19 protein-coding genes are annotated in these 24907 nt (G+C 73.5%); 3 read left to right on the top strand and 16 right to left on the bottom strand.

The window, feature by feature from the left end; genetic code table 11:
• The 3 genes from recA to NPS70_RS19425 all read right to left on the bottom strand — a co-directional run bounded on the left by recA (position 1) and on the right by NPS70_RS19425 (position 2989).
• Positions 1-1119 (bottom strand): recombinase RecA, encoded by a 1119-nt coding sequence (recA, locus tag NPS70_RS19435; protein WP_256525592.1) that lies wholly within the window; start codon positions 1117-1119, stop codon positions 1-3.
• 225 nt (positions 1120-1344) lie between these two features.
• On the bottom strand, positions 1345-2487 hold the full coding sequence (locus NPS70_RS19430; protein ID WP_305886103.1) for an AI-2E family transporter: 1143 nt from the start codon (positions 2485-2487) through the stop codon (positions 1345-1347).
• A 307-nt stretch (positions 2488-2794) separates the two neighbouring features.
• The gene (locus tag NPS70_RS19425) at positions 2795-2989 is read right to left on the bottom strand and encodes a DUF3046 domain-containing protein (RefSeq protein ID WP_256525590.1); all 195 of its coding nucleotides are present in this window, start codon (positions 2987-2989) and stop codon (positions 2795-2797) included.
• A 79-nt stretch (positions 2990-3068) separates the two neighbouring features.
• Between NPS70_RS19425 and NPS70_RS19420 the strand changes: the two genes are divergently transcribed.
• On the top strand, positions 3069-4010 hold the full coding sequence (locus tag NPS70_RS19420) for a hypothetical protein (RefSeq protein WP_256525589.1): 942 nt from the start codon (positions 3069-3071) through the stop codon (positions 4008-4010).
• Positions 4011-4060: 50 nt separating this feature from the next.
• Here the strand turns inward: NPS70_RS19420 and NPS70_RS19415 are convergent, their stop codons facing one another.
• The 3 genes from NPS70_RS19415 to NPS70_RS19405 all read right to left on the bottom strand — a co-directional run bounded on the left by NPS70_RS19415 (position 4061) and on the right by NPS70_RS19405 (position 6183).
• The gene (locus NPS70_RS19415) at positions 4061-4369 is read right to left on the bottom strand and encodes an AzlD domain-containing protein (protein WP_256525588.1); all 309 of its coding nucleotides are present in this window, start codon (positions 4367-4369) and stop codon (positions 4061-4063) included.
• A complete protein-coding gene (locus NPS70_RS19410; RefSeq protein ID WP_256525587.1) occupies positions 4366-5238 on the bottom strand; it encodes an AzlC family ABC transporter permease in 873 nt (290 codons plus the stop codon). Before NPS70_RS19410 ends, NPS70_RS19415 begins: the two co-directional genes overlap by 4 nt.
• 69 nt (positions 5239-5307) lie before the next feature.
• Positions 5308-6183, bottom strand: coding sequence for an AraC family transcriptional regulator (locus NPS70_RS19405; RefSeq protein WP_256525586.1), 876 nt, complete (start codon positions 6181-6183; stop codon positions 5308-5310).
• A 182-nt stretch (positions 6184-6365) separates the two neighbouring features.
• On the opposite strand from NPS70_RS19405, the gene NPS70_RS19400 reads away from it, so the two are divergent.
• A complete protein-coding gene (locus tag NPS70_RS19400) occupies positions 6366-10991 on the top strand; it encodes an ATP-dependent helicase (RefSeq protein ID WP_256525585.1) in 4626 nt (1541 codons plus the stop codon).
• Positions 10992-11111: 120 nt separating this feature from the next.
• Positions 11112-11909, top strand: coding sequence for an Fpg/Nei family DNA glycosylase (locus NPS70_RS19395; RefSeq protein ID WP_256525584.1), 798 nt, complete (start codon positions 11112-11114; stop codon positions 11907-11909).
• Here the strand turns inward: NPS70_RS19395 and NPS70_RS19390 are convergent.
• From NPS70_RS19390 to NPS70_RS19345, 10 genes are all read right to left on the bottom strand, one after another.
• Complete coding sequence (locus NPS70_RS19390) at positions 11866-12117, bottom strand: hypothetical protein (RefSeq protein WP_256525583.1); 252 nt, start codon at positions 12115-12117, stop codon at positions 11866-11868. The genes NPS70_RS19395 and NPS70_RS19390 overlap by 44 nt on opposite strands.
• 140 nt (positions 12118-12257) lie before the next feature.
• Entirely contained in the window at positions 12258-12728 is a 471-nt protein-coding gene (locus NPS70_RS19385; RefSeq protein WP_256525582.1) for a Dps family protein, read from the bottom strand.
• A gap of 159 nt (positions 12729-12887) precedes the next feature.
• Positions 12888-13271, bottom strand: coding sequence for a helix-turn-helix domain-containing protein (locus NPS70_RS19380; RefSeq protein WP_256525581.1), 384 nt, complete (start codon positions 13269-13271; stop codon positions 12888-12890).
• Positions 13272-13380: 109 nt separating this feature from the next.
• Entirely contained in the window at positions 13381-13890 is a 510-nt protein-coding gene (locus tag NPS70_RS19375) for a CinA family protein (RefSeq protein WP_256525580.1), read from the bottom strand.
• Positions 13887-14564, bottom strand: coding sequence for a CDP-diacylglycerol--glycerol-3-phosphate 3-phosphatidyltransferase (pgsA, locus tag NPS70_RS19370; RefSeq protein WP_256525579.1), 678 nt, complete (start codon positions 14562-14564; stop codon positions 13887-13889). The genes NPS70_RS19375 and pgsA overlap by 4 nt, the downstream gene beginning before the upstream one ends.
• Positions 14561-16027, bottom strand: a complete 1467-nt coding sequence (gene rimO / locus NPS70_RS19365) for a 30S ribosomal protein S12 methylthiotransferase RimO (protein ID WP_256525578.1) — start codon at positions 16025-16027, stop codon at positions 14561-14563. Before rimO ends, pgsA begins: the two co-directional genes overlap by 4 nt.
• 129 nt (positions 16028-16156) lie before the next feature.
• Positions 16157-16981, bottom strand: a complete 825-nt coding sequence (locus tag NPS70_RS19360; protein WP_256525577.1) for a helix-turn-helix domain-containing protein — start codon at positions 16979-16981, stop codon at positions 16157-16159.
• Positions 16982-17180: 199 nt separating this feature from the next.
• Positions 17181-19934, bottom strand: coding sequence for a DNA translocase FtsK (locus NPS70_RS19355; protein ID WP_256525576.1), 2754 nt, complete (start codon positions 19932-19934; stop codon positions 17181-17183).
• A 198-nt stretch (positions 19935-20132) separates the two neighbouring features.
• On the bottom strand, positions 20133-20810 hold the full coding sequence (locus NPS70_RS19350; protein WP_256525575.1) for a two-component system response regulator: 678 nt from the start codon (positions 20808-20810) through the stop codon (positions 20133-20135).
• Positions 20811-21084: 274 nt separating this feature from the next.
• Positions 21085-24907, bottom strand: a 3823-nt coding sequence (locus NPS70_RS19345; protein WP_256525574.1) for a HAMP domain-containing protein, incomplete at its 5' end; no start/stop codon positions are given.

The following is a 24907-nucleotide window of genomic DNA, read 5'->3' as shown; positions in this document are numbered from 1 at the left end:
TCAGGCCTTGGCCGCCGCCTTGGCCGACTTCGCCTTGGCCGCCGACGCCGGCACGGCCTTGGCGTCCTCGGCCGGGGTGGCGGCCGGGGCCTCGGCTCCGCTCTCGGACGCCTCGGTGTCGGGGCGCACACCGACGCCGAGCTTCTCCTTGATCTTCTTCTCGATCTCGTTGGCGAGGTCCGGGTTGTCCTTGAGGAAGTTGCGCGCGTTCTCCTTGCCCTGCCCCAGCTGGTCGCCCTCGTACGTGTACCAGGCTCCCGCCTTGCGCACGAAACCGTGCTCCACGCCCATGTCGATCAGGCCGCCCTCGCGGCTGATGCCCTGGCCGTAGAGGATGTCGAACTCGGCCTGCTTGAACGGCGGCGCGACCTTGTTCTTGACCACCTTGCAGCGGGTGCGGTTGCCGACGGCCTCGGTGCCGTCCTTCAGGGTCTCGATGCGCCGGATGTCGATGCGCACCGAGGCGTAGAACTTCAGGGCCCGGCCACCGGTCGTGGTCTCGGGGGAGCCGAACATCACACCGATCTTCTCGCGGAGCTGGTTGATGAAGATCGCCGTGGTCTTCGACTGGTTGAGGGCGCTGGTGATCTTCCGCAGGGCCTGGCTCATCAGCCGGGCCTGGAGACCCACGTGCGAGTCGCCCATCTCGCCCTCGATCTCCGCCCGCGGCACCAGTGCGGCGACGGAGTCGATCACGATGAGGTCCAGTGCGCCGGAGCGCACGAGCATGTCGACGATCTCCAGGGCCTGCTCGCCGTTGTCCGGCTGGGAGAGGATCAGACTGTCGATGTCGACGCCGAGCTTCTTGGCGTACTCCGGGTCGAGGGCGTGCTCCGCGTCGACGAAGGCGACCTGGCCGCCGGCGCGCTGGGCGTTGGCCACGGCGTGCAGGGTGAGGGTCGTCTTACCGGAGGACTCCGGGCCGTAGATCTCCACGACGCGTCCGCGCGGCAGGCCGCCGACGCCGAGGGCCACGTCGAGAGCGGTCGACCCGGTGGGGATGACCTCGATGGGCTCGTTCGGCCGCTCGCCGAGCCGCATGACGGCACCCTTGCCGAACTGCCGTTCAATCTGCGCGAGCGCGGCGTCGAGCGCCTTCTCGCGGTCGGTTCCTGCCATGGGTTCCACCCGATTTGCTTGAGTCGATCGCTTCACGTCAAAGACGCTAACCCCTGCCACTGACAACGGGCCCCGACGTCCCTCCGGCCTGTGGACAACCGCGGCCCACCGCGGCACCGGGGCCGGACCTCCATAAGAATGGATGTTCGATTTTCGTGTCAAGCGCCCACGCGGGAGCCCGCCCGGAAGCCGCACGACACCCCGCTCAGCGCCCCGGCCGCCCCCTCACCCGTCCCCCGGCGCCCCGGCCGCCCCGTCCCGGCGGTCCGCGAGCGCGCGCCGCACCTGGGCCACCACCCGGCGCCCGCCCCCGCGCCGCCGGCCCTGCAGCCGGCGTTCGTCCGCCACGTCGTAGCGCTTCACGTAGGCACCGAGGAACGCCTGGAGCGTCGCGACGGCCGGAATGGCGATCAGCGCACCCACCGCCCCGAGCAGCGCCGTGCCCGCGACCACCGACCCGAAGGCGACCGCCGGGTGGATGTCGACGGTCCGCGCGGTCAGCTTGGGCTGCAGGACGTAGTTCTCGAACTGCTGGTACACCACGACGAAGCCGAGCACCCAGACCGCGTACCACGGGTCCACGGTGAAGGCGATGAGCATCGGCAGGGCCCCCGCCAGGTAGGTGCCGATGGTGGGGATGAACTGGGACACCAGACCCACCCAGACCGCCAGCGCCGGCGCGTAGGGCACCCCGAGGAACTCCAGCAGGACGAAGTGGGCCAGGCCCGAGACCAGGGCCATCAGCCCGCGGGAGTAGAGGTAGCCCCCGGTCTTGTCGACGGCGATCTCCCAGGCCCGCAGCACCTCCGCCTGCCGGTTCGGCGGGAGGACCGAGCACAGCGCGCGCCGCAGCCGGGGCCCGTCGGCGGCGAAGTAGAACGAGAAGAGGAAGATCGTGAGCAGCCGGAAGAGCCCGCCGAGGACCTGGGCGGAGACGTCCAGCACGCCGGAGGCGCTGTTCTGCACGTACTTCTGCAGCCAGTCCGAGCGCAGCAGGCTGTCCTGGACCTCGACCCGGGAGAGCTCGGTGTGGAACGTGGCGTTCACCCACCGGATGACGGAGTCGATGTAGGTGGGCAGGTCCTCCACCATGTCGATGATCTGGCCGGCGAGCATCGAGCCGAGGATCACCACGAACCCGACGCCCGCCACCAGGACCGCGGAGAACACCAGGAACGTGGCCAGCCCCCGCCGCATCCCGCGCGCCGCCATCCGGCTCACCGCCGGTTCCACCGCCAGGGCGATGAAGAAGGCGATCAGGACGTTGACCAGCAGACCGATGAGCTGGTGGAAGGCCCAGGTACCCAGCTGGAGGCAGGCGTAGAGGGCCAGCGCCAGCACCATGGCGCGCGGCAGCCAGCGCGGCATCCGCGCCGCGGCCGGGGCACCTGCCCGCGGGGGCGGCTCGCTCCCGGAGGCGGCGGGGTCGGCCGGCCGGCCGCCCTCCCGCGCGGGAGGCGGGGCGGGGGCGGGATGCTCCGCGGGGTCGGGGGCGCCGTCGTCCTGGCGGGTGCTGTCGGTCAGGTCCACCGGGCCAGTGTCGCGTATCGGGAGCGTGCCCCGCCGCCCTGCCCCGTGACCGGCGGCGGCCGGACCGCCCGGGCTCACAGGCGCGTGCGGGCGGGCAGGCGGCGCTGCCGGGGCCGGGCCGGGGCGCGGCGCTCCCCGGGCCTCCTCAGCGCTTCTCGGCGGGGATCGCCATGGCGGAGCAGACCGCCCGCCAGACGTCCTTCGCCTCCCATCCGGCGTCGAGCGCCTGGTGGACCGTCCGGCCGCCCAGCTCGGCCATCACATGGTCCCGGGCGAAGGAGTCCGCGTACCCCGAGCCGAAGTGGTCCGCCATCCGTTCCCAGAAAGTCGTCAACCGCATGACGCCAGTATCCCGCCCCTGGGGGTGCAGCCCGCCGGGAGAGCCTCGCCGAAAGCCTTTTCCGCCCTAACGTCGGACCATGGCTGGAACCGGAGCAACCACAGCGACGCCGACCGCGTCCTCACTCGCCCGCGCCGAGCGCTTCATCTGGCTGACGGCACGCGTCCTCGAACAGCGGCGTTTCGCCTACCACTTCCTCGGCGGGGCGGCCGAACCCGTCGAGGCGGCCCTGGCCGCCTACCGCAACGAGGACGGGGGTTTCGGCCACGCGCTCGACCCCGATCTGCGGGGGCCCGTGAGCCAGCCCCTGCACACCGCCCACGCCCTGCGCGTCCTCGACTCCATCGGGCGCTGCGGCGGCCTGAGGGTGGAGCGCATGTGCCGCTACCTCACGGCGGTGTCCACCCCGGACGGCGCGCTGCCCGCCGTCCATCCCTCGCAGCGCGGCTTCCCCTCGGCACCCGCCCTCGCGGTCGCCGACGAGCCGCCGAGCGCCCTGCTCGCCACCGGCCCGGTGGTCGGTCTGCTCCACCGCAACCAGGTCTGGCACGCCTGGCTGTTCAGGGCCACCGACTTCTGCTGGGCGGCCGTGGACGCGCTCGGCGAGACCGCGCGCCCCCGGGACGTCGGGGCGGCCGTCGTCTTCCTGGACAGCGTCCCGGACCGCTCCCGCGCCGAGGCCTCGGCCGACCGCCTCGGCCGCCTGGTGCGCGAGCGGCGCCTGGTCGTGCTCGACCCGCCGCCCGGGGAGGGTGCCGACCCCGCGGGCGGGACTCCCTCCGGTGGCGGGCCGCTGCCGCACGACTACGCGCCGACCCCCGGCTCGCTGGCCCGCCACTGGTTCACCGACGAGGAGATGGAGCGGTCCCTGGACCGCCTCGCCTCCCGCCAGCAGGAGGACGGGGGCTGGCCCGCGCCCGGGCGGGAGTGGGCCCCGGCGGCGTCACTGGAGAACCGGCCGGTCGCGACGGTGGAGGCCCTGCGGACGCTGCGTGCCCACGGGCGGCCCGTCGGCCCCTGACCGCCTGGGGGGGCGGGCGCCCCGACCGGCAGCGCGCCCTCCGGCCGGGCTCAGCCGCCGAGGGCCCGCACGCCCGCCGTGACCGCCACCGCCACGCCCACGACCACCAGGAAGGGGGCGCGCAGGACGAGGGCGAGACCGGCCGCGGCGACTCCCGCCGCCCGGGCGTCGAGCACGAGGGCGTGACCGTCGCCGAAGGTCTGCTGCGCGGTGAGCGAGGCGAGCAGGGCCACGGGGAGCAGCGCGGCGAGCCGCTGCACGGAGGGGCGCTCCAGGGTGTGCGCGGGCACCAGCAGCCCGACCAGTTTGGCCAGGTAGCAGCCGGCGGCGGTCAGTGCGATCGCGATCCAGACACTCACCGGTCCTCCTCGGGGGTCGTCGCGGACGTGGCGCCGTCGGCCCGGCCGGAGGCCGGCGGGCGTCCGGATCCGAGCGCCCGCCCCTTGAGCCACAGCACGGCGGGGGCGGCCAGTCCGGCCACCAGCACCGGGACCCCGGCGGGCAGCACCGGCAGCAGGCCGAGGCCGAGCAGCACGGCGAGGGCGGCGACCGCCCGCTCGGTGGCCGTGCGCAGCATCGGCGCGAGCAGAGCCAGGAACACCGCCGGCCCGGCCGCGTCGAGGCCCCAGGCCCCGGTGTCGCCGAGCGCCTCGGCACCCAGGGCGCCGAGCAGCGTGGTCAGGTTCCACAGGACGTACAGAGTGAGCCCGGTGACGGTGAACCCGAGGCGGACACCGCGGCGGGAGCGCTGCGCGAGCGCCACGGCCGTCGTCTCGTCGATGACCCAGTGGGCCGCGAGGGGCGTCACGGAGCGGGGCAGGGCGAGCAGTTGCGACAGCCGCAGCCCGTAGAAGGCGTTGCGGACGCCGAGGAAGAAGGCGCCGGCGGCCGCGGTGAGCGGGTTGCCACCCGCCGCCAGGGCTCCGACCAGGGCGAACTGCGAGGCGCCGGTGAAGACGAGCAGGCTGAGCGCGCAGGTCTGCAGGACGCTCAGCCCGGCGCCGGCCGAGGTCACGCCGAAGGCGAAGCCGGACAGGCCGACGGCGACGCCGACGCCGAGCGCGTCCCGGACGACGGCCGCGTCGGACCCGGGCGCGGCGGCCTCGGCCGGGCCGGGCCGGTGGGCCGGGCCGTGCGGGGGCGCGGCGGCCGCTGTGGGGCCCGGGCCGTCCCCGGGCGGGGCGCCCGGGGGTGTTCCGGGGGGAGCTGGAGCTGTCTGTTCTGCCACGCCGCGACTCTAGGCATGCCCCCGGCCTGCGGTCTTGTACGTTCTTGCGGCCCGAGGGGCCGCCGCCCCTCAGCGCCCCGCGCCGCCCTCGGGACGGCTCCCCGCCCCGGTGCGCTCCCGCCGGTACGCGCCCGGCGGCACGCCGACGATCCGGGTGAAGTGGCGGTTCAGGTGCGGCTGGTCGGTGAAGCCGACGGCCACCGCCGCCTCCGCCGGGGTGGCGCCCGCGTCCAGCAGGCCGCGTGCACGGCGCACCCGGGCATCGGTCAGCCAGGTGTGCGGCGGCAGGCCGTACGCCGCCTTGAACGCGCGCAGCAGGGCGAAGGTGCCGGTCCCGAGTTCGCGCGCCAGCTCCTCCAGCGAAGGGGGAGCGGCCATCCGCGCCTGAAGCACCTCGCGGGCCCGCTCCGCGGTACGCGCCCCCGCCGCCGGAACCGGCCTGGAGGGAAGGGCGCCCCCGTGGCGGCGCAGCAACCGGGCGACCACGAGTCGCAGCACGCTGTCGGCGGCGAGCGCGTTGCCCTCCTCCGCGGCCCGGTGCACCGCGTGCACCAGGTGCGAGGCGGAGGGGTCGCGGACGATGGTCTCGGCGAAGCCCGCCGTTCCGCGCAGGCTCGTGGTCTCCGCGGCGATGCCCGCGACCAGTGCGGACGAGGGGTAGAGCGTCGAGTACACCCAGCCCTCGGGGACCCCGGCCCTCGCGGAGTGCGGCACCTCGGGGTTGATCATCACCACCGTGCCGGGCAGGGCGCGGATCGTGCCGCCGGGCAGGGCGACGTCCTCGATGCCCCGCCGCACCGCGCCCAGCACGAAGCCCTCGTGGGCGTGACGGGTGAAGGAGTGGCGCACGTAGCGGGCCTGCAGCAGGTCCAGGCCGGGCACACCGGGGTACTGCCAGTGGCGGGCCCACTCGTCCTTCCGGTCCGGTGCCGCGTGCGTCTCCATACAGGCCATTCTGCGCCCCGCCGCCGACAGCCCGGGACCGCGTCCGCCCCGGGACGCGCACGGGCAGGGCGCGGGGGCGGGCCACCGCCGCCGGCGGATCCCGGCACCGGGCGGACGCCTCTCCGCGGGGGCTCGGCCCCGGCGGACCGCCGTTGTCGGTGGCGGGGTGCACGATGGGGTTCATGGCCCCGACAGCGCTCGACCGGTTCTCCCCCGCGACCCGCGGCTGGTTCACGGGTGCCTTCCGCGCCCCCACGGCCGCCCAGGAGGGAGCCTGGGCGGCGATCGGCGAGGGCTCGGACGTCCTCGTGGTGGCCCCCACCGGGTCCGGCAAGACGCTGGCCGCGTTCCTCTCCGCGCTGGACCGCCTCGCCGCCGCGCCGCCCCCGGCCGACGCCCGCAGCCGCTGCCGCGTGCTCTACGTGTCCCCGCTGAAGGCCCTGGCCGTCGACGTGGAGCGCAATCTGCGCAGCCCGCTGACGGGCATCCGGCAGGAGGCCGTCCGCCGGGGGCTGCCGGAGCCCGAGGTGCGCGTCGGCATCCGCTCGGGGGACACGCCCGCGGCCGAGCGCAGGGCCCTCGCCACGCGCCCCCCGGACATCCTGATCACCACGCCCGAGTCGCTGTTCCTGATGCTGACCTCCTCCGCGCGGGAGGCGCTGGCAGGGGTCGAGACCGTGATCCTCGACGAGGTCCACGCCGTCGCGGGCACCAAGCGCGGGGCGCACCTGGCGCTGTCGCTGGAGCGGCTGGACGAGCTGCTGCCCCGCCCGGCCCGCCGGATCGGCCTGTCCGCCACCGTCAGACCGGTCGACGAGGTGGCCCGCTACCTGTCCCCGCGGCGCCGGGTGGAGATCGTGCAGCCGCCGTCGGGCAAGGAGTTCGACCTGTCGGTGGTCGTCCCCGTGGAGGACCTGGGGGAGCTGGGGGGAGCGCCCGCGGCCGACGCCTCCGGGGCTCCCGGCGAGCGGCCCTCGATCTGGCCGCATGTCGAGGAGCGCATCGCCGACCTGGTCCAGGCCCACCGCTCCACCATCGTCTTCGCCAACTCCCGGCGGCTGGCGGAGCGGCTGTGCAACCGCCTCAACGAGATCGCCCACGAGCGGGCCGAGGGCGCACCGCTGCCCGAGGGGGCGCCTCCCGCGGAGATCATGGCCCAGTCGGGCTCCGCGAAGGGGGCCCCGGCCGTGCTGGCCCGCGCCCACCACGGCTCGGTGTCCAAGGAGCAGCGCGCCCAGGTCGAGGAGGACCTGAAGGCGGGCCGGCTGCCCGCGGTGGTGGCCACCTCCAGCCTGGAACTCGGCATCGACATGGGGGCGGTGGACCTGGTGGTCCAGGTCGAGTCGCCGCCCTCGGTCGCCTCCGGCCTCCAGCGCGTCGGCCGGGCGGGCCACCAGGTGGGGGCGGTGTCCACGGGTGTCGTCTTCCCCAAGTACCGCGGAGACCTCGTGCAGGCCGCCGTGGTGACGGAGCGGATGCGGTCGGGGGCCATCGAGTCGCTGCGGATCCCGGCGAACCCGCTCGACGTGCTGGCGCAGCAGCTGGTGGCGATGACCGCGCTGGACAGCTGGGGGGCCGACGACCTGCTGGCCCTGGTACGGCGGGCGGCGCCGTTCGCCGCTCTGCCCGAGTCCGCGTTCACGGCCGTGCTGGACATGCTGGCCGGACGCTACCCCTCGGACGCCTTCGCCGAGTTGCGCCCGCGGGTGGTCTGGGACCGGGTGGCGGGCACCGTCACCGGGCGGCCGGGGGCCCAGCGGCTCGCGGTCACCTCCGGCGGAACGATCCCGGACCGGGGCATGTTCGGCGTCTTCCTGGCGGGGGCCGACCCCAGGAAGGGCGGCGGCCGGGTCGGGGAGCTCGACGAGGAGATGGTCTACGAGTCACGCGTGGGGGACGTCTTCACCCTCGGCACCACGTCCTGGCGGATCGAGGACATCACCCGCGACCGCGTCCTGGTCTCCCCCGCTCCCGGGGTGCCGGGGCGGCTGCCCTTCTGGAAGGGGGACCAGCTGGGGCGGCCGCTGGAACTGGGGCGCGCGGTGGGCGCGTTCCTGCGGGAGCTGGGCGGCCTGCAACCGGAGGACGCACGGCGGCGGCTGCGCTCCGCCGGGCTCGACACCTGGGCCGCGGAGAACGTCCTGGCCTACCTCGACGAGCAGCGGCGCGCCTGCGGCCACGTCCCTGACGACCGCACCGTGCTGGTGGAGCGCTTCCGCGACGAGCTCGGCGACTGGCGGGTCGTCATCCACTCCCCGTTCGGGGCCCAGGTGCACGCCCCCTGGGCGCTGGCCCTGGGAGCCCGGCTGGCCGAGCGGTACGGCATGGACGCGCAGGTCATGCACGCCGACGACGGGATCGTGCTGCGGCTGCCCGACGCGGACCTGATGGGCCTCGACCTGCTGGACGGCGATCCGGCCCGTCCCGGTGCCGCGTTCGACGGCGAGCAGGCTCCGGTCGGGGCGTCGGACACCGTCTTCGACCAGGGCGAGGTCGCGCAGATCGTGACCGACCAGGTGGGCGGCTCCGCCCTGTTCGCCTCCCGCTTCCGCGAGTGCGCGGCGCGCGCCCTGCTGCTGCCGCGCCGGACGCCGGGGCGCCGCACCCCGCTGTGGCAGCAGCGGCAGCGGGCGGCCCAACTGCTACAGGTCGCCAGCGAGTTCGGCTCGTTCCCGATCGTGCTGGAGGCCGTCCGCGAGTGCCTCCAGGACGTCTTCGACGTCCCGGGCCTCACGGAGCTGATGGGCGACATCGAGTCCCGCCGGGTCCGCCTGGTGGAGGTCACCACGCCCGAGCCCTCGCCCTTCGCACGCTCACTGCTCTTCGGCTACGTGGCCCAGTTCCTCTACGAGGGGGACTCCCCCCTCGCCGAACGCCGGGCGGCCGCGCTCTCCCTGGACTCCCGGCTGCTGTCCGAACTGCTCGGCCAGGCGGAGCTGCGCGAGCTGCTCGACGCGGAGGTCCTGGCGGAGCTGGAGCGCGAACTGCAGTGGCTCACCGAGGAACGCCGGGTGAAGGACGCGGAGGGCGTCGCGGACCTGCTGCGGGTCCTCGGCCCGCTGACGGACACGGAGCTCGCCGCGCGCGGGGCGGATCCGGCCTGGGCGGTGGAGCTGGAGGGAGCGCGCCGCGCGATCCGGGTGCGGGTCGCCGGACACGACCACTGGGCGGCCGTCGAGGACGCGGGGCGGCTGCGGGACGCCCTGGGCACGGCTCTCCCGGTGGGTGTGCCGGAGGCGTTCACCGAGCCGGTCAAGGACCCTCTCGGCGATCTGCTCGCCCGGTTCGCACGCACCCGGGGCCCGTTCACCTCCGCGCGGGCCGCGGCGCGCTTCGGGCTGGGCACCGCGGTGACCGAGGGCGCGCTGGCGCGGCTGGCCGGGTCCGGCCGGGTGGTCCAGGGGGAGTTCCATCCCGCAGGCGCGGGCCAGGAGTGGTGCGACGCGGCGGTGCTCCGCAGACTGCGGCGGCGGTCGCTGGCCGCGCTCCGCCAGGAGGTGGAACCGGTACCGCCGTCGGCGCTCGCCGCGTTCCTTCCTCAGTGGCAGCACATGGGTGCGGGGCGGCTGCGCGGGATCGACGGTCTGGCACGGGCCGTCGAGCAGCTGCAGGGCGCGGCGGTTCCGGCGTCGGCACTGGAGCGCCTGGTGCTGCCGTCCCGGGTGCTCGGCTACGCGCCCGCGCTGCTCGACGAGCTGACCACCACCGGAGAGGTGCTGTGGGCGGGTGCGGGTGCGCTGCCCGGCAAGGACGGATGGGTGCGCCTGTACCTCGCCGACGCCGCTCCCCTGCTGCTGCCCCCGCCCCATCCGCTGGAACTCACCGCGCTGCACGACTCCGTGCTCGGCGCCCTGTCCGGGGGTTACGGGCTGTTCTTCCGGCAGATCGCCGACCGGGTGCGTGCCACCACGCATCCGGAGGCGACCGACGTGCAGCTGGCCGACGCCGTATGGGACCTGGCCTGGTCCGGCCGGCTCACCAACGACGGCCTCGCCCCGCTGCGCGCACTCCTCGGATCGGGCCGCACCGCCGGTTCCACGGCGCACCGCGCCCGCCGCACCGTGCCCCGGGGCCGCTACGGGGTCGCGTCGGCGGGGGCCCGGCCGGTGTCCCGCTCGGGTCCGCCGACGATGGCCGGGCGCTGGTCGCTGCTGCCCGCGCCCGAGGAGGAGGCGACCCTGCGCGCCCATGCGCTCGCGCGCACCCTGCTCGACCGGCACGGCGTGGTGACCCGGGGGGCGGTCTCCGCCGAGGGCGTCGAGGGCGGGTTCTCGGCGGCCTACCGGGTGCTGTCGGCCTTCGAGGACAGCGGCCAGGCCCGTCGCGGCTATGTGGTCGAGGGTCTGGGCGCCGCGCAGTTCGCCATGGACGGCGCCGTCGACCGGCTGAGGGCCGCGGCCTCCGCCCGGGACCGCGCGGAGGGGTCCTCCGCACCCCAGGCGGTGGTTCTCGCCGCGGCGGACCCGGCGAACGCCTACGGCGCCGCCCTGCCGTGGCCGGATCCGCCGGAGGGCGCGGGGCACAAGCCGGGGCGCAAGGCGGGGTCCCTCGTGGTGCTCGTCGACGGGGAGCTGACGCTCTACGTGGAGCGCGGGGGCCGGACGCTGCTCGCCTGGGCGCGGGATCCGGACGCCCCGGCGCTGCACGCGGCGGCACGCGCCCTCGCGGACGCCGCCCGCGAGGGGGCCCTGGGCACGGTGACGGTCGAGCGGACCAACGGGGCACCCGCGCTGACCTCGCCCCTCGGGCGGGTGCTGGAGGGGGCGGGCTTCCACGCCACCCCGAGGGGGCTGCGCCTGCGTCCCTGACGGTCGGCCGCGAGAGGGTGCGGGAGCGCACGGGTCGGCGGGACTCGGGGGTGCACCGCCCGCGGTCCCCTGCGCCCGGCGCACCGCGGTCCCCCGTCCCCGGTCGCGCATCATGGAGGCATGCCCGAAGGAGACACCGTCTGGCTGGCCGCGCACCGGCTGCACGAGGCCCTGGCCGAGCAGGTGCTCACCGTTTCGGACCTGCGGGTCCCCCGGCTCGCGACCGTGGACCTGACCGGACGGCGGGTGCTCGGCGTCGTCCCGCGGGGCAAGCACCTGCTCACCCGGTTCGAGGGCGGGCTCACCCTCCACTCCCACCTGCGGATGGAGGGCTCCTGGCGGGTGTTCGCCGCGGACGAGCGCCCGCGGGGAGGACCCTGGCACGAGATCCGCGCGGTGCTCGCCAACGCCTCCCGCACCGCGGTCGGCTACCGGCTCCCCGTGCTCGACCTGCTGCGCACCGAGGACGAGCACCAAGTGGTGGGGCACCTCGGGCCGGACCTCCTCGGGCCGGACTGGGACCCGGGGGCGGCCGCCGCCCGACTGCTCCGCGACCCGGCCAGGCCGCTGGTCGACGCCCTGCTCGACCAGCGCAACCTCGCGGGGATCGGCAACGTCTACGCCTGCGAGCTGGCCTTCCTCGCGCGTGTCTCCCCCTGGCTGCCGGTCGGCGATCTGCCGGGGGACGTCCCGCTGCGCCTGGTGACGACGGCGCACCGGCTGCTGGAGGCCAACAAGACCCGCAGCGACCGCACCACCACCGCGGCCCGCGCCCCCGGCCGCCTGCACGTGTACGGCCGTGGAGGGCGCCCCTGCCCGCGCTGCGGCGCGCCGGTCGGCAGGGCCAGTCCCGAGCCGGGCCGGAACGAGCGGGTCACCTACTGGTGTCGCGGCTGCCAGCCCGGCCCGTCGCCCTGACGGCCTCGCGTGCCGCCCGGCGCCGGGAGGCACGCGAGGCGACGTGCACGGGCAGCAGGCTGAGGCCCCAGCCGCTCGCCGCCACCGCCCCCTCCAGCACTCCCGTGTGCTCCGGCGCCACCACCAGGCGCAGCACGGCCCACCACCACAGGCCCCCCGCGGCGAGCGCGGCGAGCGCGGCGAGCGCGGCGAGCGCGACGACCGCCATGGCCGCCGCGGTCACCGCGCCCGCCGCGGGGAGAGCGTGCCACCGGGCCGGGCCGGCTATCGCGCCGGGCGCCCCGCCACCGGGCCGGGCCGCACGGGGCGTGTGCTCCGCGCGGTGCCGACGGGGTGGTCGGGTCCCGCTCAGGCCGACTCCGCCTGGAACATCCAGGCGTGTTTCTCCAGATCGGCGGTGAGCGAGATCAGGATGTCCTGGCTGACGGGGTCGGGCTTCTCCGTCACCTCGATCCGCTCCCGCATCCGGCCGATGACCGCGCTCAGGGCGTCCACCAGGGCCTTCACGGCGTCCGTGTCCTGGATCCAGCCCTCGGGCACGGTCCCGATCGCGCTCTGGGCGGCGACGGTCCCCGCGCGCCCGTCCGGGTTCACGCCGATCGCGGAGGCGCGCTCGGCGACGGTGTCGGAGTGCAGGCGAGCCGTGTCCACGACCTCGTCCAGCTGGAGGTGGACGGAGCGGAAACGGGGCCCGACCACGTTCCAGTGCACCTGCTTGGCGACCAGGGCCAGATCCACCAGGTCCACCAGGGCGCCTCGCAGTGCCTCACCGACCGCCTTCAGGTCGGTCTCCGACAGCGGGCTCTTCACGACAGACATGCGTCCTCCATCCGGGCTTGCCGACTACGCCCCACGATCGCACAACTACCCAAAAGGGTCATGTGGGGAGGTACCGCACCGGAAACGGCAGGGTCCCGAGTGGTACGCGCGTACCACTCGGGACCTTGCCCGAAACACCTCGACTCGGATGCCCGTGGATCAGGCGGCGACGACGTCGACCGCCTCCGCGGGCGCCTTGATCGTCACGCGCTCGGTCGGCACACCCGTCACCGACGTCACGGAGACGGAACCCAGCATCGGACGTACCGGAGCGGGCACCGGCTCGGTGGCGGCGGCCGACTCGGCCAGCTCGGCCAGGGACAGTTCGTCGCTCACCTCACGCATGAGCTCGGACATCCGTACGTCAAGCGCGTCGCAGATAGCGGAGAGCAGCTCGGAGGAAGCCTCCTTCTGCCCCCGCTCCACCTCGGAGAGATAGCCGAGTGAGACTCGGGCGGACGAGGAGACTTCGCGCAGAGTACGGCCCTGGCGCTGGCGCTGCCGACGCAGCACGTCACCCAGCAGGCGACGGAGCAGAATCATCGGTGGCTCCCTCCTCGGACCGCGTAGCCGCATCCTTCACGCCCCACCGTACCGCCTCGTGCCGCGGCCGTGCGGGGAGCGATGTCGTGTTCACTCAGGGCTGCAAACATCAAGTCCCCCCGTTCTGTTCCGTATCCTGTGCCCGCGCATTCCCGTGCAGTTCGCCGGAGAGCAGGTCGATTACCCTCAGCACACTCTCTCTACGGATTTCCTCCCGACCGCCGTTCAACCGCAGCGCGGCGCTTTTCCCGGCTCCCGAGGGTCCCGAAACGGCAACGTACACCGTTCCCACGGGCTGTCCGTCCTGCCGATCGGGCCCCGCGACGCCGGTGGTGGCGATCCCCCAGGCGGCGCCGAGGAGCCGCCGCACCCCGGCCGCCATCTGCTCCGCGACCTCGGCGTCCACGGCCCCGCGGGCGGCCAGCAGCGCGGGATCGACGCCCAGCAGCCCGCTCTTGACGTCCGTCGCATAGGCCGTCACCGAGCCCCGGAAGCTGCGGGAGGCGCCGGGCACGCCGGTCAGCGAGGCCGCGACGAGGCCGCCCGTCAGGGACTCGGCCACGGCCAGGGTCTCACCGCGCCGCGCCAGGAGCTCCAGTACCCGGGCGGCGGCGCTCATGCGGGGCGGTCCCCCGCCGCCGCTGCGGCGGCCCGCTCCTCGGCCAGGCCCCGGCGCCTGAGCACGACCGCCTGGCGCACGTAGTCGAGGCCGGTGGCCACCGTGAGCACCACGGCCACGGCCATCACCCAGAAGCGCAGGGTGGCGAGCGGCCCGGTGAGCGCCAGGACGTACATGCCCACCGCGGTCCCCTGCGCCAGGGTCTTCATCTTGCCCCCGCGGCTGGCGGGGATGACCCCGTGCCGGATCACCCAGAAGCGCATCAGCGTGATCCCCAGTTCACGCAGGAGGATGACGCACGTCACCCACCAGGGCAGGTCGCCCAGCACGGAGAGGCAGATCAGCCCCGCCGCCATGATCGCCTTGTCGGCGATCGGGTCGGCGATCTTCCCGAAGTCGGTGACCAGGTCGTACGTCCGGGCGAGGTGCCCGTCGAAGACATCCGTGATCATGGCCACGGCGAAGGCGGCCCAGGCCCAGGCGCGCCACACGGGGTCGTACCCGCCGTCCTGGAGCAGCAGCACCACGAACGCGGGCACCAGCACCAGCCGGATCATCGTGAGGATGTTGGCGATGTTCCACAGACTGGCCTGGTTGACGGCCGCCGCGGCCAGCTTGCCGCCGGACGCCGGCCTGCCGGTGCCGCCCGTCGCGGATGCCGGCACTCCGGTCATCTCCCCGCCCCCCCGCCCAGCGGTTCGGCCACCAGGTCCACGCCCTCGGCCGCGACGGCCTTGGCGGTCACCATCCGGCCGGGGACCAGGCCCGCGGAGTTCGTCAGCAGGATCTGGCCGTCGGTCTCGGGGGCCTGGTGGGCCGCGCGGCCGAGGGCGCCCTCCTCCTCGTCGACCGACTCGACGAGCACGTGCAGCGTCTGGCCCAGCCGCTCCTCGGCGCGCTGGGCGGTCAGCTCCTCGGCGACTCTCGACAGGTGGGCGAGCCGCTCGGCGATCACCTCGGAGCCGAGCTTGTCCTCGTAGGAGACCGCCTCGGTGCCCTCCTCGTCGCTGTAGCCGAAGACACCGATCGCGTCGAGGCGGGCGGCCCCGAGGAAGCGCTCCAGCTCGGCGAAGTCCTCCTCGCGCTCGCCGGGGAAGCCGACGATGAAGTTGGAGCGCACCCCGGCCTCGGGGGCCTTGGAGCGGATGGCCTCCAGCAGCTCCCAGAAGCGCTCGGTGTCGCCGAAGCGGCGCATGGCACGCAGTACCCCGGGAGCGGAGTGCTGGAAGGAGAGGTCGAAGTAGGGCGCCACCTTCTCGGTGGAGGTCAGCACGTCGATCAGGCCGGGCCGCATCTCGGCGGGCTGGAGGTAGCTCACCCGCACCCGCTCGATGCCGTCGACGGCCGCGAGCTCGGGCAGCAGGGTCTCCAGCAGCCGGATGTCGCCGAGGTCCTTGCCGTAGGAGGTGTTGTTCTCCGAGACGAGCATGACCTCCTTCACACCCTGCTCGGCCAGCCAGCGGGTCTCGCCCAGGACGTCGGCGGGGCGGCGGGAGATGAAGGAGCCCCGGAAGGACGGGATGGCGCAGAAGGTGCAGCGGCGGTCGCAGCCCGAGGCCAGCTTCACGGAGGCGACGGGGCTGGAGCCGAGCCGGCGGCGCAGGGGCGCCCTGGGGCCGGACCGGGGGGCGAGGCCCTCGGGGAGGTCGGCGGGGGCCGGGGCGGTGTCGCCGTGTCCCGGAAGGGCGACGTCGGTGGCCTGCTGGCGCTCCACCGGGCTCAGGGGCAGCAGCTTGCGCCGGTCCCGGGGCGTGTGGGAGGCGTGGACGCCGCCGCTCAGGATGGTCCGGAGGCGGTCGGAGATGTCGGCGTAGTCGTCGAAGCCGAGCACGCCGTCGGCCTCGGGCAGGGCCTCGGCCAGCTCCTTGCCGTACCGCTCGGCCATGCAGCCGACCGCGACCACGGCCTGGGTGCGGCCGTGGTCCTTGAGGTCGTTGGCCTCCAGCAGGGCGTCGACGGAGTCCTTCTTCGCGGCCTCGACGAAGCCGCAGGTGTTGACGACGGCGACGTCCGCGGCGGCGGCTTCCTCGACGAGCTCCCAGCCGTCCGCTGCCAAGCGGCCTGCGAGTTCCTCCGAGTCCACCTCGTTACGGGCGCAGCCAAGGGTGACAAGGGCGACGGTACGGCGTTCGGGCATGGACTCAAGACTACTTCGTCCCGGCCCTCGCCCCTGCCCCGAGGCCTCCTCCGGCCCCTCGCGCCGCACGAGGACCCCGCTGGTGCGCCGGGGGCGCGCCCTCGAACGCGCCCCCGGCGGCCCCGCGGGTCAGCCGGCGGCGGGGTCGCCCTTGGTGTAGGACAGGCGCTCGACTCCGCCGAGCTCGAAGTCGTCGTCGATCTTCTTTCCGTTCACGTACAGCTCGATCGCCCCGGCGTTGCCGAGGATCAGGTCGACCCGCTCGTCGTCCTGGAAGGTCTTCGACTGGCCCTTGAGCAGGGTCCCGTCGAAGAGGAGCTTGCCGTTGTGCGACTTGGCCGAGATCCAGCTCTTGTCGTCGACGACCGAGAGCTTCACGGTCACCTTGTCCTTCGGCACCGCCGCGATGGCGCTGTCCGAGGGCTCGGGCTTGGGGTCGGCGGGCTTGACCGGGGTCGCCGAGGGCGTCGGCTCGGCCTCGGGCGCCGTGCCCTCGGCGACCGCCGAGCCGCTGTCCTCGCCGTCGCCGCTGAAGAGGGTGAAGCCCGCGAAGCCGACCACGGCGACGATGGCCGCGACCATGGCGGCGGTCCAGTTCGGGCGCCGCGGCTCGGGCCGGATCCGTTCGGCCTCGAACAGCGGCGCGGCGGGTGTCGGGGAGGGGCGGCCGCCGTGCTCGGCGTCGTACCGGGCGATCAGGGGCTCGGGGTCGAGCCCGACGGCCCGGGCCAGTGTGCGGATGTGCCCGCGGGCGTAGACGTCGCCGCCGCAGCGGGAGAAGTCGTCGTCCTCGATCCCGTGCACGATGGGAACGCGCACCCGGGTGGAGACGCTGACCTCGTCGACGCTCAGACCGGCGTCGACACGCGCCTGCCTGAGGGCATGGCCGATCGACGGCCGGTCGTCGTCGGGGGCGGAAGGCCGGTTGTCTTCGGGGGAGTTGCCGATGGACACGGGTGCGCCTTTCGAGCGTGAGCCACCTGCTGGAGGTTCAGTCTAGGGGTGGGGCGAAAGGGTGGGGCAACCGGGCGGCGTAACTTTGTACGCCATCGGAATGGCCTTGTGACCAGCCGGTCCGCCCGGTGGCGGAACAGGGCTCGCCCCTCCCTCCAACGTGACGTACAGCCGGGGGAAACGGTTGCCCGAATCTCCCTTACGAAGGAGTCTCTCCCCGGATCAGGGCGAGCACTCCCTCCAGTTCGTCCGGTTTCACCAGAACGTCGCGCGCCTTCGAGCCCTCGCTCGGGCCCACGATGTTCCGCGACTCCATCAGGTCCATGAGCCTGCCCGCCTTCGCGAAGCCCACACGGAGCTTGCGCTGGAGCATGGAGGTGGAGCCGAACTGGGTCGAGACCACCAGCTCGGCCGCCTGGCACAGCAGGTCGAGGTCGTCGCCGATCTCCTCGTCGATCTCCTTCTTCTGCTTGCCGCCGACCACCACGTCCTCACGGAAGACCGGGGCCATCTGGTCCTTGCAGTGCCGGACGACGGCCGCCACCTCCTCCTCCGTCACGAAGGCGCCCTGCATACGGGTCGGCTTGTTCGCCCCCATCGGCAGGAACAGCCCGTCGCCCTTGCCGATCAGCTTCTCGGCACCCGGCTGGTCCAGGATGACCCGGCTGTCGGCGAGGGAGGACGTGGCGAAGGCGAGCCGGGAGGGGACGTTGGCCTTGATGAGGCCGGTGACGACGTCCACGGAGGGCCGCTGGGTGGCCAGCACCAGATGGATGCCCGCGGCGCGGGCCAGCTGGGTGATGCGCACGATGGCGTCCTCGACGTCCCGGGGGGCCACCATCATCAGGTCGGCCAGCTCGTCCACGATGACCAGCAGGTAGGGGTAGGGCTGGAGCTCCCGCTCGCTGCCCTCCGGCAGCTTCACCTTGCCCTCGCGGACCGCCTCGTTGAAGTCGTCGATGTGCCGGTAGCCGAAGGCGGCGAGGTCGTCGTAGCGCAGGTCCATCTCGCGCACGACCCACTGGAGGGCCTCCGCGGCGCGCTTGGGGTTGGTGATGATCGGCGTGATCAGGTGCGGGATCCCCTCGTACGCGGTGAGTTCCACGCGCTTGGGGTCGACCAGGACCATCCGGACGTCCTCGGGCGTCGCCCGCATCATGATCGACGTGATCAGGCAGTTGATGCAGGAGGACTTGCCGGAGCCCGTGGCGCCGGCGACCAGCATGTGCGGCATCCGCGCCAGGCTGTGCATGACGTAGCCGCCCTCGACGTCCTTGCCGAAGGCCACCATCATCGGGTCGTCGTCCTCGGCGAGGCGCAGCACGTCGCCGAGGTTGACCATCTCCCGGTCGCTGTTGGGGATCTCGATGCCGACCGCGGACTTGCCCGGGATCGGGGAGATGATCCGCACGTCCGGGCTGGCCACCGCATAGGCGATGTTCTTCGTCAGCGCCGTGATCTTCTCGACCTTCACCGCCGGGCCGAGCTCCACCTCGTAGCGGGTGACCGTCGGGCCGCGGGTGAAGCCCGTGACGGCCGCGTCCACCTTGAACTCCGTGAACACGGTGGTCAGGGAGTCCACGACGGCGTCGTTGGCCGCGCTGCGGGTCTTGCCCGGTCCGCCGCGCTCCAGCAGGTCCAGCGAGGGCAGCGCGTAGGTGATGTCGCCGGAGAGCTGGAGCTGCTCGGCGCGCGGGGGGAGCGGCGGGAGGTCCTCGGGGGAGGGCTTGGTCAGGTCGGGGACGGAGGACCGCCCCGAAGCGCCGGCGCCCTCGGGCTCCCGCGCGGTGGGCACCGGGGTCGCGGCGCGCCGCCGGTCCGCCGTCACGTCGCGGGTGAGGTCGGCGACCACCGGGGAGGGCGGCATCCCGTTGAGCACCGCGCCGTCGAGCGCGGCGGCGGCCGCGGCGGCGACGTCCACCGGGTCCAGCCCGTCGCGCGCTCCCGGCCGGGGCCCCGCACGGCGCTTGCGGCGGCCCTCGGTGGCCTCCCGCTCAGCACGTTCCGGGTCCTCGTCGGCGGGCCGTGCCGTGCGCCGGGAGGAGCCCCGGCGGGCCGGTGCGGGCAGCGCCTCGCGCCACTGCTCCTCGTAGCGCTCGTCGTCCTCCGAGGCGGAATGCTCCGGCAGGGGCTCGACGATGCCGAGGCGCGCCCCGAGCTGCCGCAGGCGCTGGGGAATGGCGTTGACCGGGGTGGCGGTGACCACCAGCACCCCGAACACGGTGAGCAGCAGCAGCAGCGGGACGGCCAGCACCTCGCCCATGAGGAAGACCAGCGGCTGGGAGGCGGCCCAGCCGACGAGGCCGCCCGCGTCCCGGACGGCTTCGCTCCCCTCGCCGCGGCCCGGGGTTCCGCAGGCGATGTGGACCTGGCCGAGCACACCGATCACCAGCGCGGACAGCCCGATGACGATCCGTCCGTTGGCCTCGGGCCTCTCCGGATACAGGATCAGACGGACGGCGACGGCGCCGAGCAGCAGCGGCACGAGCAGGTCGAGACGGCCGAACGCGCCGGTGACCAGCATCTCCACCAGGTCTCCGACCGGGCCCCGCAGCTGCGACCAGGTACCGGCGGCGACGATCAGGGCGAGCCCGAGGAGCAGCAGGGCCATGCCGTCCTTGCGGTGCGCCGGGTCAAGTCCCTTGGCTCCCCGCCCTATTCCACGGAGCATCGCCCCGATGGCGTGGGCGACGCCCAGCCACATGGCGCGCACGAGCCGGTAGACGCCACCGGTGGGGGACGGCGCGGCGGGGGCGGGCTTGCGGGCGGCCGCCTTCCTGGCCGGGGCCTTCCGCGCGGCGGGCTTGCGTCCGGAGGCGGGCTTCGCGGCCGGCTTCCCGGCGGCGGCCTTGGCGGACGCAGTCTTCTTCGCCGCACCGGTCGTACGGCTGGTGCGCGGTTTCGCGGTGCTCGCCGTGCCCTGGGAACCCTTGCCGGACGTGCGTGAGGCCATGGTGGTGAGGTTACCGGTGCGGGCGCCGGGGGACACGTGTGGCCACTGCTTCACCCGTTCGTGTCGTGCCGGAGAAGGACGAAGACTGACGCCCTGTCACCCGGGGCCCCCAAGGGGCCGGCCGGGCCGCCGGAGGCCCCGCGACGGACGGTGAGGCGGGAACCGGCCGGAGGCCGCCGCCCGCCTCGGACCAGGGGCTCAGGACTGCGAGGGCAGCGGCGGCGCCCCGCCCGTCCCCGGCTCCAGGGCGTCGAGCGCACGACGCAATCCGGTCAGCTTGCGCTCCAGGTGGGCCGCCGTGGCGACCGCGGCGGCATCGGCCGCGTCGTCGTCGAGCTGCTTGGACAGGGCCTCCGCCTGCTCCTCGACCGCCGCCAGCCTGGCGGACAACTCGGCCAGCAGCCCGGCCGGCTCACGGCCCGCGGCGCTCTCGGCCTGACCGCCCTCCAGCTGGAGGCGCAGCAGTGCCGCCTGCTCGCGGAGCTGGCAGTTCTTCATGTAGAGCTCGACGAAGACGGACACCTTGGCCCGGAGCACCCACGGGTCGAAGGGCTTGGAGATGTAGTCGACCGCGCCCGCCGCGTACCCGCGGAAGGTGTGATGGGGCCCGTGGTTGATCGCGGTGAGGAAGATGATCGGGATGTCCCGGGTCCTCTCGCGCCGCTTGATGTGCGCGGCCGTCTCGAAGCCGTCCATGCCCGGCATCTGGACGTCCAGCAGGATGACGGCGAAGTCGTCCGTCAGCAGCGCCTTGAGCGCCTCCTCCCCGGACGATGCCCGCACCAGGGTCTGATCGAGCGCCGAGAGGATGGCCTCCAGCGCCAGCAGATTCTCCGGCCGGTCATCGACCAGGAGGATCTTGGCCTTCTGCACCATTCCCCGTCCTCCTCGTCCCGGCATGGGGTCTCCCCGGCTCTCGGAGCCGGAGGACGCACCGGGCGCCGCCCCAGGGGACGACTGTCTCGCGTCGCCCGTCCTTGTGCCGGTCATGGTAGCCGCACCCCGTCCGTCGCCACACCCTGTCACCGTGATGTCACTGTGCACGTACCGAAAACGTGGGGGGAGACCGGATCGTTCCCCGAAATGTACTCCCCCACACCCCTTCGGACGGAGTCGATCGGCGGGTGCGGGAGAACTCCTCCCCGAGTGATCATCGCGCGTTCATCCACTGCTCCATCACCGACAGCAGGTGGTCCGGGTCGACGGGCTTGGTCACGTAGTCGGAGGCACCCGACTCGATCGCCTTCTCCCGGTCGCCCTTCATCGCCTTCGCCGTCAGCGCGATGATCGGCATTCCCGCGAACTGGGGCATGCGCCGGATCGCGGTCGTCGTCGCGTAGCCGTCCATCTCCGGCATCATGATGTCCATCAGCACCACCGTGACGTCGTCGTGCTGCTCCAGGACCTCGATGCCCTCGCGCCCGTTCTCCGCGTACAGCACCGACAGCCCGTGCTGCTCCAGCACGGAGGTCAGGGCGAAGACGTTGCGGATGTCGTCGTCGACGATGAGCACCTTCTCGCCGTCGAACGAGAACTGGCGGCGCTCCTCGGGCGCCTCGGCCCCGGCCGCCTGCTCCGCGGCCCCTCCCTCCCGGGCCTGCTCCGCGGCGAGCGCCTTGCGCCGGCGCCTGAAGAGGGCCGCCGGCCCCGGAGCCGGCACCGGGGCGGCCGCGGGCGCGGCGCCCACCGCCTCCGGGTGCTCCCCCTCCCCCGGCTCCTGCGCCACGGGCAGCTCCATCGCAACCGGGGGCGCACCGAGGGCGATCCCCGGGTAGCCCTGCGGGGGCAGCTCGCCCGCGTGCAGCGGCAGGTACAGGGTGAAGGTGGAGCCGCGGCCGGGTTCGCTGGCCGCGTGGATCTCGCCCCCGAGCAGGCGCGCGATCTCCCGGCTGATGGACAGCCCCAGGCCCGTGCCGCCGTACTTGCGGCTGGTGGTGCCGTCGGCCTGCTTGAACGCCTCGAAGATCACCCGCATCTTGCCCGCGGCGATCCCGATACCGGTGTCGGTGACGGAGAAGGCGATCAGCTCGGCGTCCGCGTCCTGGAGCGAGCCGGCCTCCAGCAGCTGCTCGCGGATCGAGGCGGGCACGTCCGCTCCGGCGGGCCGGATGACCAGCTCGACGGCCCCGCTGTCGGTGAACTTCACCGCGTTCGACAGCAGGTTCCGCAGCACCTGGAGCAGCCGCTGCTCGTCGGTGTGGAGCGTGGCCGGGAGCTCCGGCGAGACCCGCACCGAGAAGTCGAGCCCCTTCTCCGCCGTCAGCGGCCGGAACGTCGCCTCCACGTAGTCCACGAGCTGGACCAGCGCGATACGGGTCGGGCTCACGTCCATCTTGCCCGCCTCGACCTTCGACAGGTCGAGGATGTCGTTGATCAGCTGGAGGAGGTCGGAGCCGGCGCCGTGGATGGTCTCGGCGAACTCCACCTGCTTCGGCGAGAGGTTGGTGTCCGGGTTGTCGGCCAGCAGCTTGGCGAGGATCAGCAGCGAGTTGAGCGGCGTGCGCAGCTCGTGCGACATGTTCGCCAGGAACTCGGACTTGTAGCGCATCGAGACCGCAAGCTGCTCGGCCCGCTCCTCCAGGACCTGCCGGGCCTCCTCGATCTCGGTGTTCTTCACCTCGATGTCCCGGTTCTGCTGGGCCAGCAGCTCGGCCTTCTCCTCCAGCTCGGCGTTGGACTCCTGGAGGGCCTTCTGCCGGTTCTCCAGCTCGGCGGAACGCTCCCTCAGCTGCTCGGTGAGCTCCTGGGACTGCTTCAGCAGCACCTCGGTCTTGGTGTTCACGCTGATCGTGTTGACGCTCGTGGCGATCATCTCGGCGATCTGGTTCAGGAAGTCCCGCTGGATCTGGGTGAACGGCTGGAAGGAGGCCAGTTCGATCACGCCCAGGACCTTGCCCTCGAACAGCACGGGCAGCACGATCACATACGCCGGGGACGCCTCCCCGAGCCCCGAGGAGATCTTCAGGTAGCCCGGGGGCACGTTGACGAGGATGGTGCGCTTCTCCTCGGCCGCGGTCCCGATCAGCGTCTCGCCGGGCCGGAAGGACGTCGGCATCAGCCCGGCCGAGTAGCCGTAGCTGCCGCGCATCACCAGCTCGTAGGACTCCCCGCCCGACGACACGTCCGAGCTGCTGCCGGTCGGCATCGCCAGGAAGAAGGCACCGTGCTGCGCGGAGACCACGGGCGTCAGCTCGCTCATGATCAGCGAGGCCACGTCGTCGAGGTCCCTGCGCCCCTGCATCAGGCCGGAGATCCGGGCCAGGTTGCCCTTGAGCCAGTCCTGCTCCTCGTTGGCGAGGGTGGTGTCGCGCAGGTTCGCGATCATGGTGTTGATGTTGTCCTGGAGCACCTGGATCTCGCCCGCCGCGTCCACGTCGATCTTCAGGTTCAGGTCACCGCGGGTCACCGCGGTGGCGACCGCGGCGATCGCGCGCACCTGCCGGGTCAGGTTCCCGGCCATCTCGTTGACCGACTCGGTCAGGTCCCGCCAGGTGCCGTCGACGTCCCGCACCCGCGCCTGCCCGCCCAGCTGCCCGTCGGTACCCACCTCCCGGGCCACGCGGGTGACCTCCTCGGCGAAGGAGGACAGCTGGTCCACCATCGTGTTGATGGTCGTCTTGAGCTCCAGGATCTCGCCCCGCGCGTCGATGTCGATCTTCCGCGTGAGGTCGCCCTTGGCGATCGCCGTGGTGACGGTCGCGATCTGGCGCACCTGGCCGGTCAGGTTGGAGGCCATCGAGTTCACGGACTCGGTCAGGTCCTTCCAGGTGCCCGAGACGCCGGGGACGTGCGCCTGGCCGCCGAGGCGGCCGTCCGTGCCCACCTCGCGGGCCACCCGGGTCACCTCGTCCGCGAAGGACGACAGGGTGCGCACCATGGTGTTCACCGTGTCGGCGAGCTCGGCGACCTCTCCGCGCGCCTCGACCGTGACCTTCTTCGTCAGGTCGCCGTTGGCGACCGCCGAGGACACCCGTGCGATGTTGCGCACCTGGTTGGTCAGGTTGTTGGCCATCAGGTTGACGTTGTCGCTGAGGTCCTTCCAGATGCCCGTGACCCCGCGCACCCGGGCCTGCCCGCCGAGCACGCCCTCCGTGCCCACCTCGCGGGCGACGCGGGTCACCTCGTCCGCGAAGTCGGAGAGCTGGTCGACCATCGTGTTGACGGTGGTGACCAGCTCCAGGATCTCGCCCTTGGCATCGACGGTGATCTTCTTGGAGAGGTCGCCCTTGGCCACCGCCGTGGTCACCTCGGCGATGTTGCGGACCTGGCTGGTCAGGTTGTTCGCCATGAAGTTGACGGACTGGGTGAGGTCCTTCCAGGTGCCGGAGACGCCCTGCACCTCGGCCTGGCCGCCCAGGATGCCCTCGGTGCCCACCTCGCGGGCCACCCGGGTGACCTGCTCCGCGAAGTTGGAGAGCTGGTCGACCATGGTGTTCAGGGTGTTCTTCAGTTCGAGGATCTCGCCCCGGGCGTCCACGTCGATCTTCTGGGACAGGTCGCCCCGGGCCACGGCCGTGGCGACCTGGGCGATGTTGCGGACCTGGCCGGTGAGGTTCTCGGCCATGCCGTTCACCGAGTCGGTCAGGTCGCGCCACACCCCGGCGACGCCGGGCACCTGCGCCTGGCCGCCGAGCCGCCCGTCCGTGCCCACCTCGCGGGCCACCCGGGTCACCTGCTCCGCGAAGGCGGACAGCTGGTCGACCATGGTGTTGATGGTGTTCTTCAGCTCGAGGATCTCGCCCCGCGCGTCCACGTCGATCTTCTGGGACAGGTCGCCCCGGGCGACCGCCGTGGTCACCTGGGCGATCTGGCGCACCTGCGAGGTCAGGTTCCCGGCCATGAAGTTGACCGAGTCCGTCAGCTCCTTCCAGGTGCCGCTGACGCCGTCCACCCGCGCCTGGCCGCCGAGGCGGCCCTCGGTGCCCACGTCCCGCGCCATCCGCGTGACCTGGTCGGCGAACGAGGAGAGCTGG

This window comes from Streptomyces sp. C10-9-1 (assembly GCF_024497955.1).
GTDB classification, from domain to species: Bacteria; Actinomycetota; Actinomycetes; order Streptomycetales; family Streptomycetaceae; genus Streptomyces; species Streptomyces sanyensis.
The sequence above is the reverse complement of the archived record's forward strand: the minus strand, read 5'-3'. Positions and strand labels throughout refer to the sequence as shown.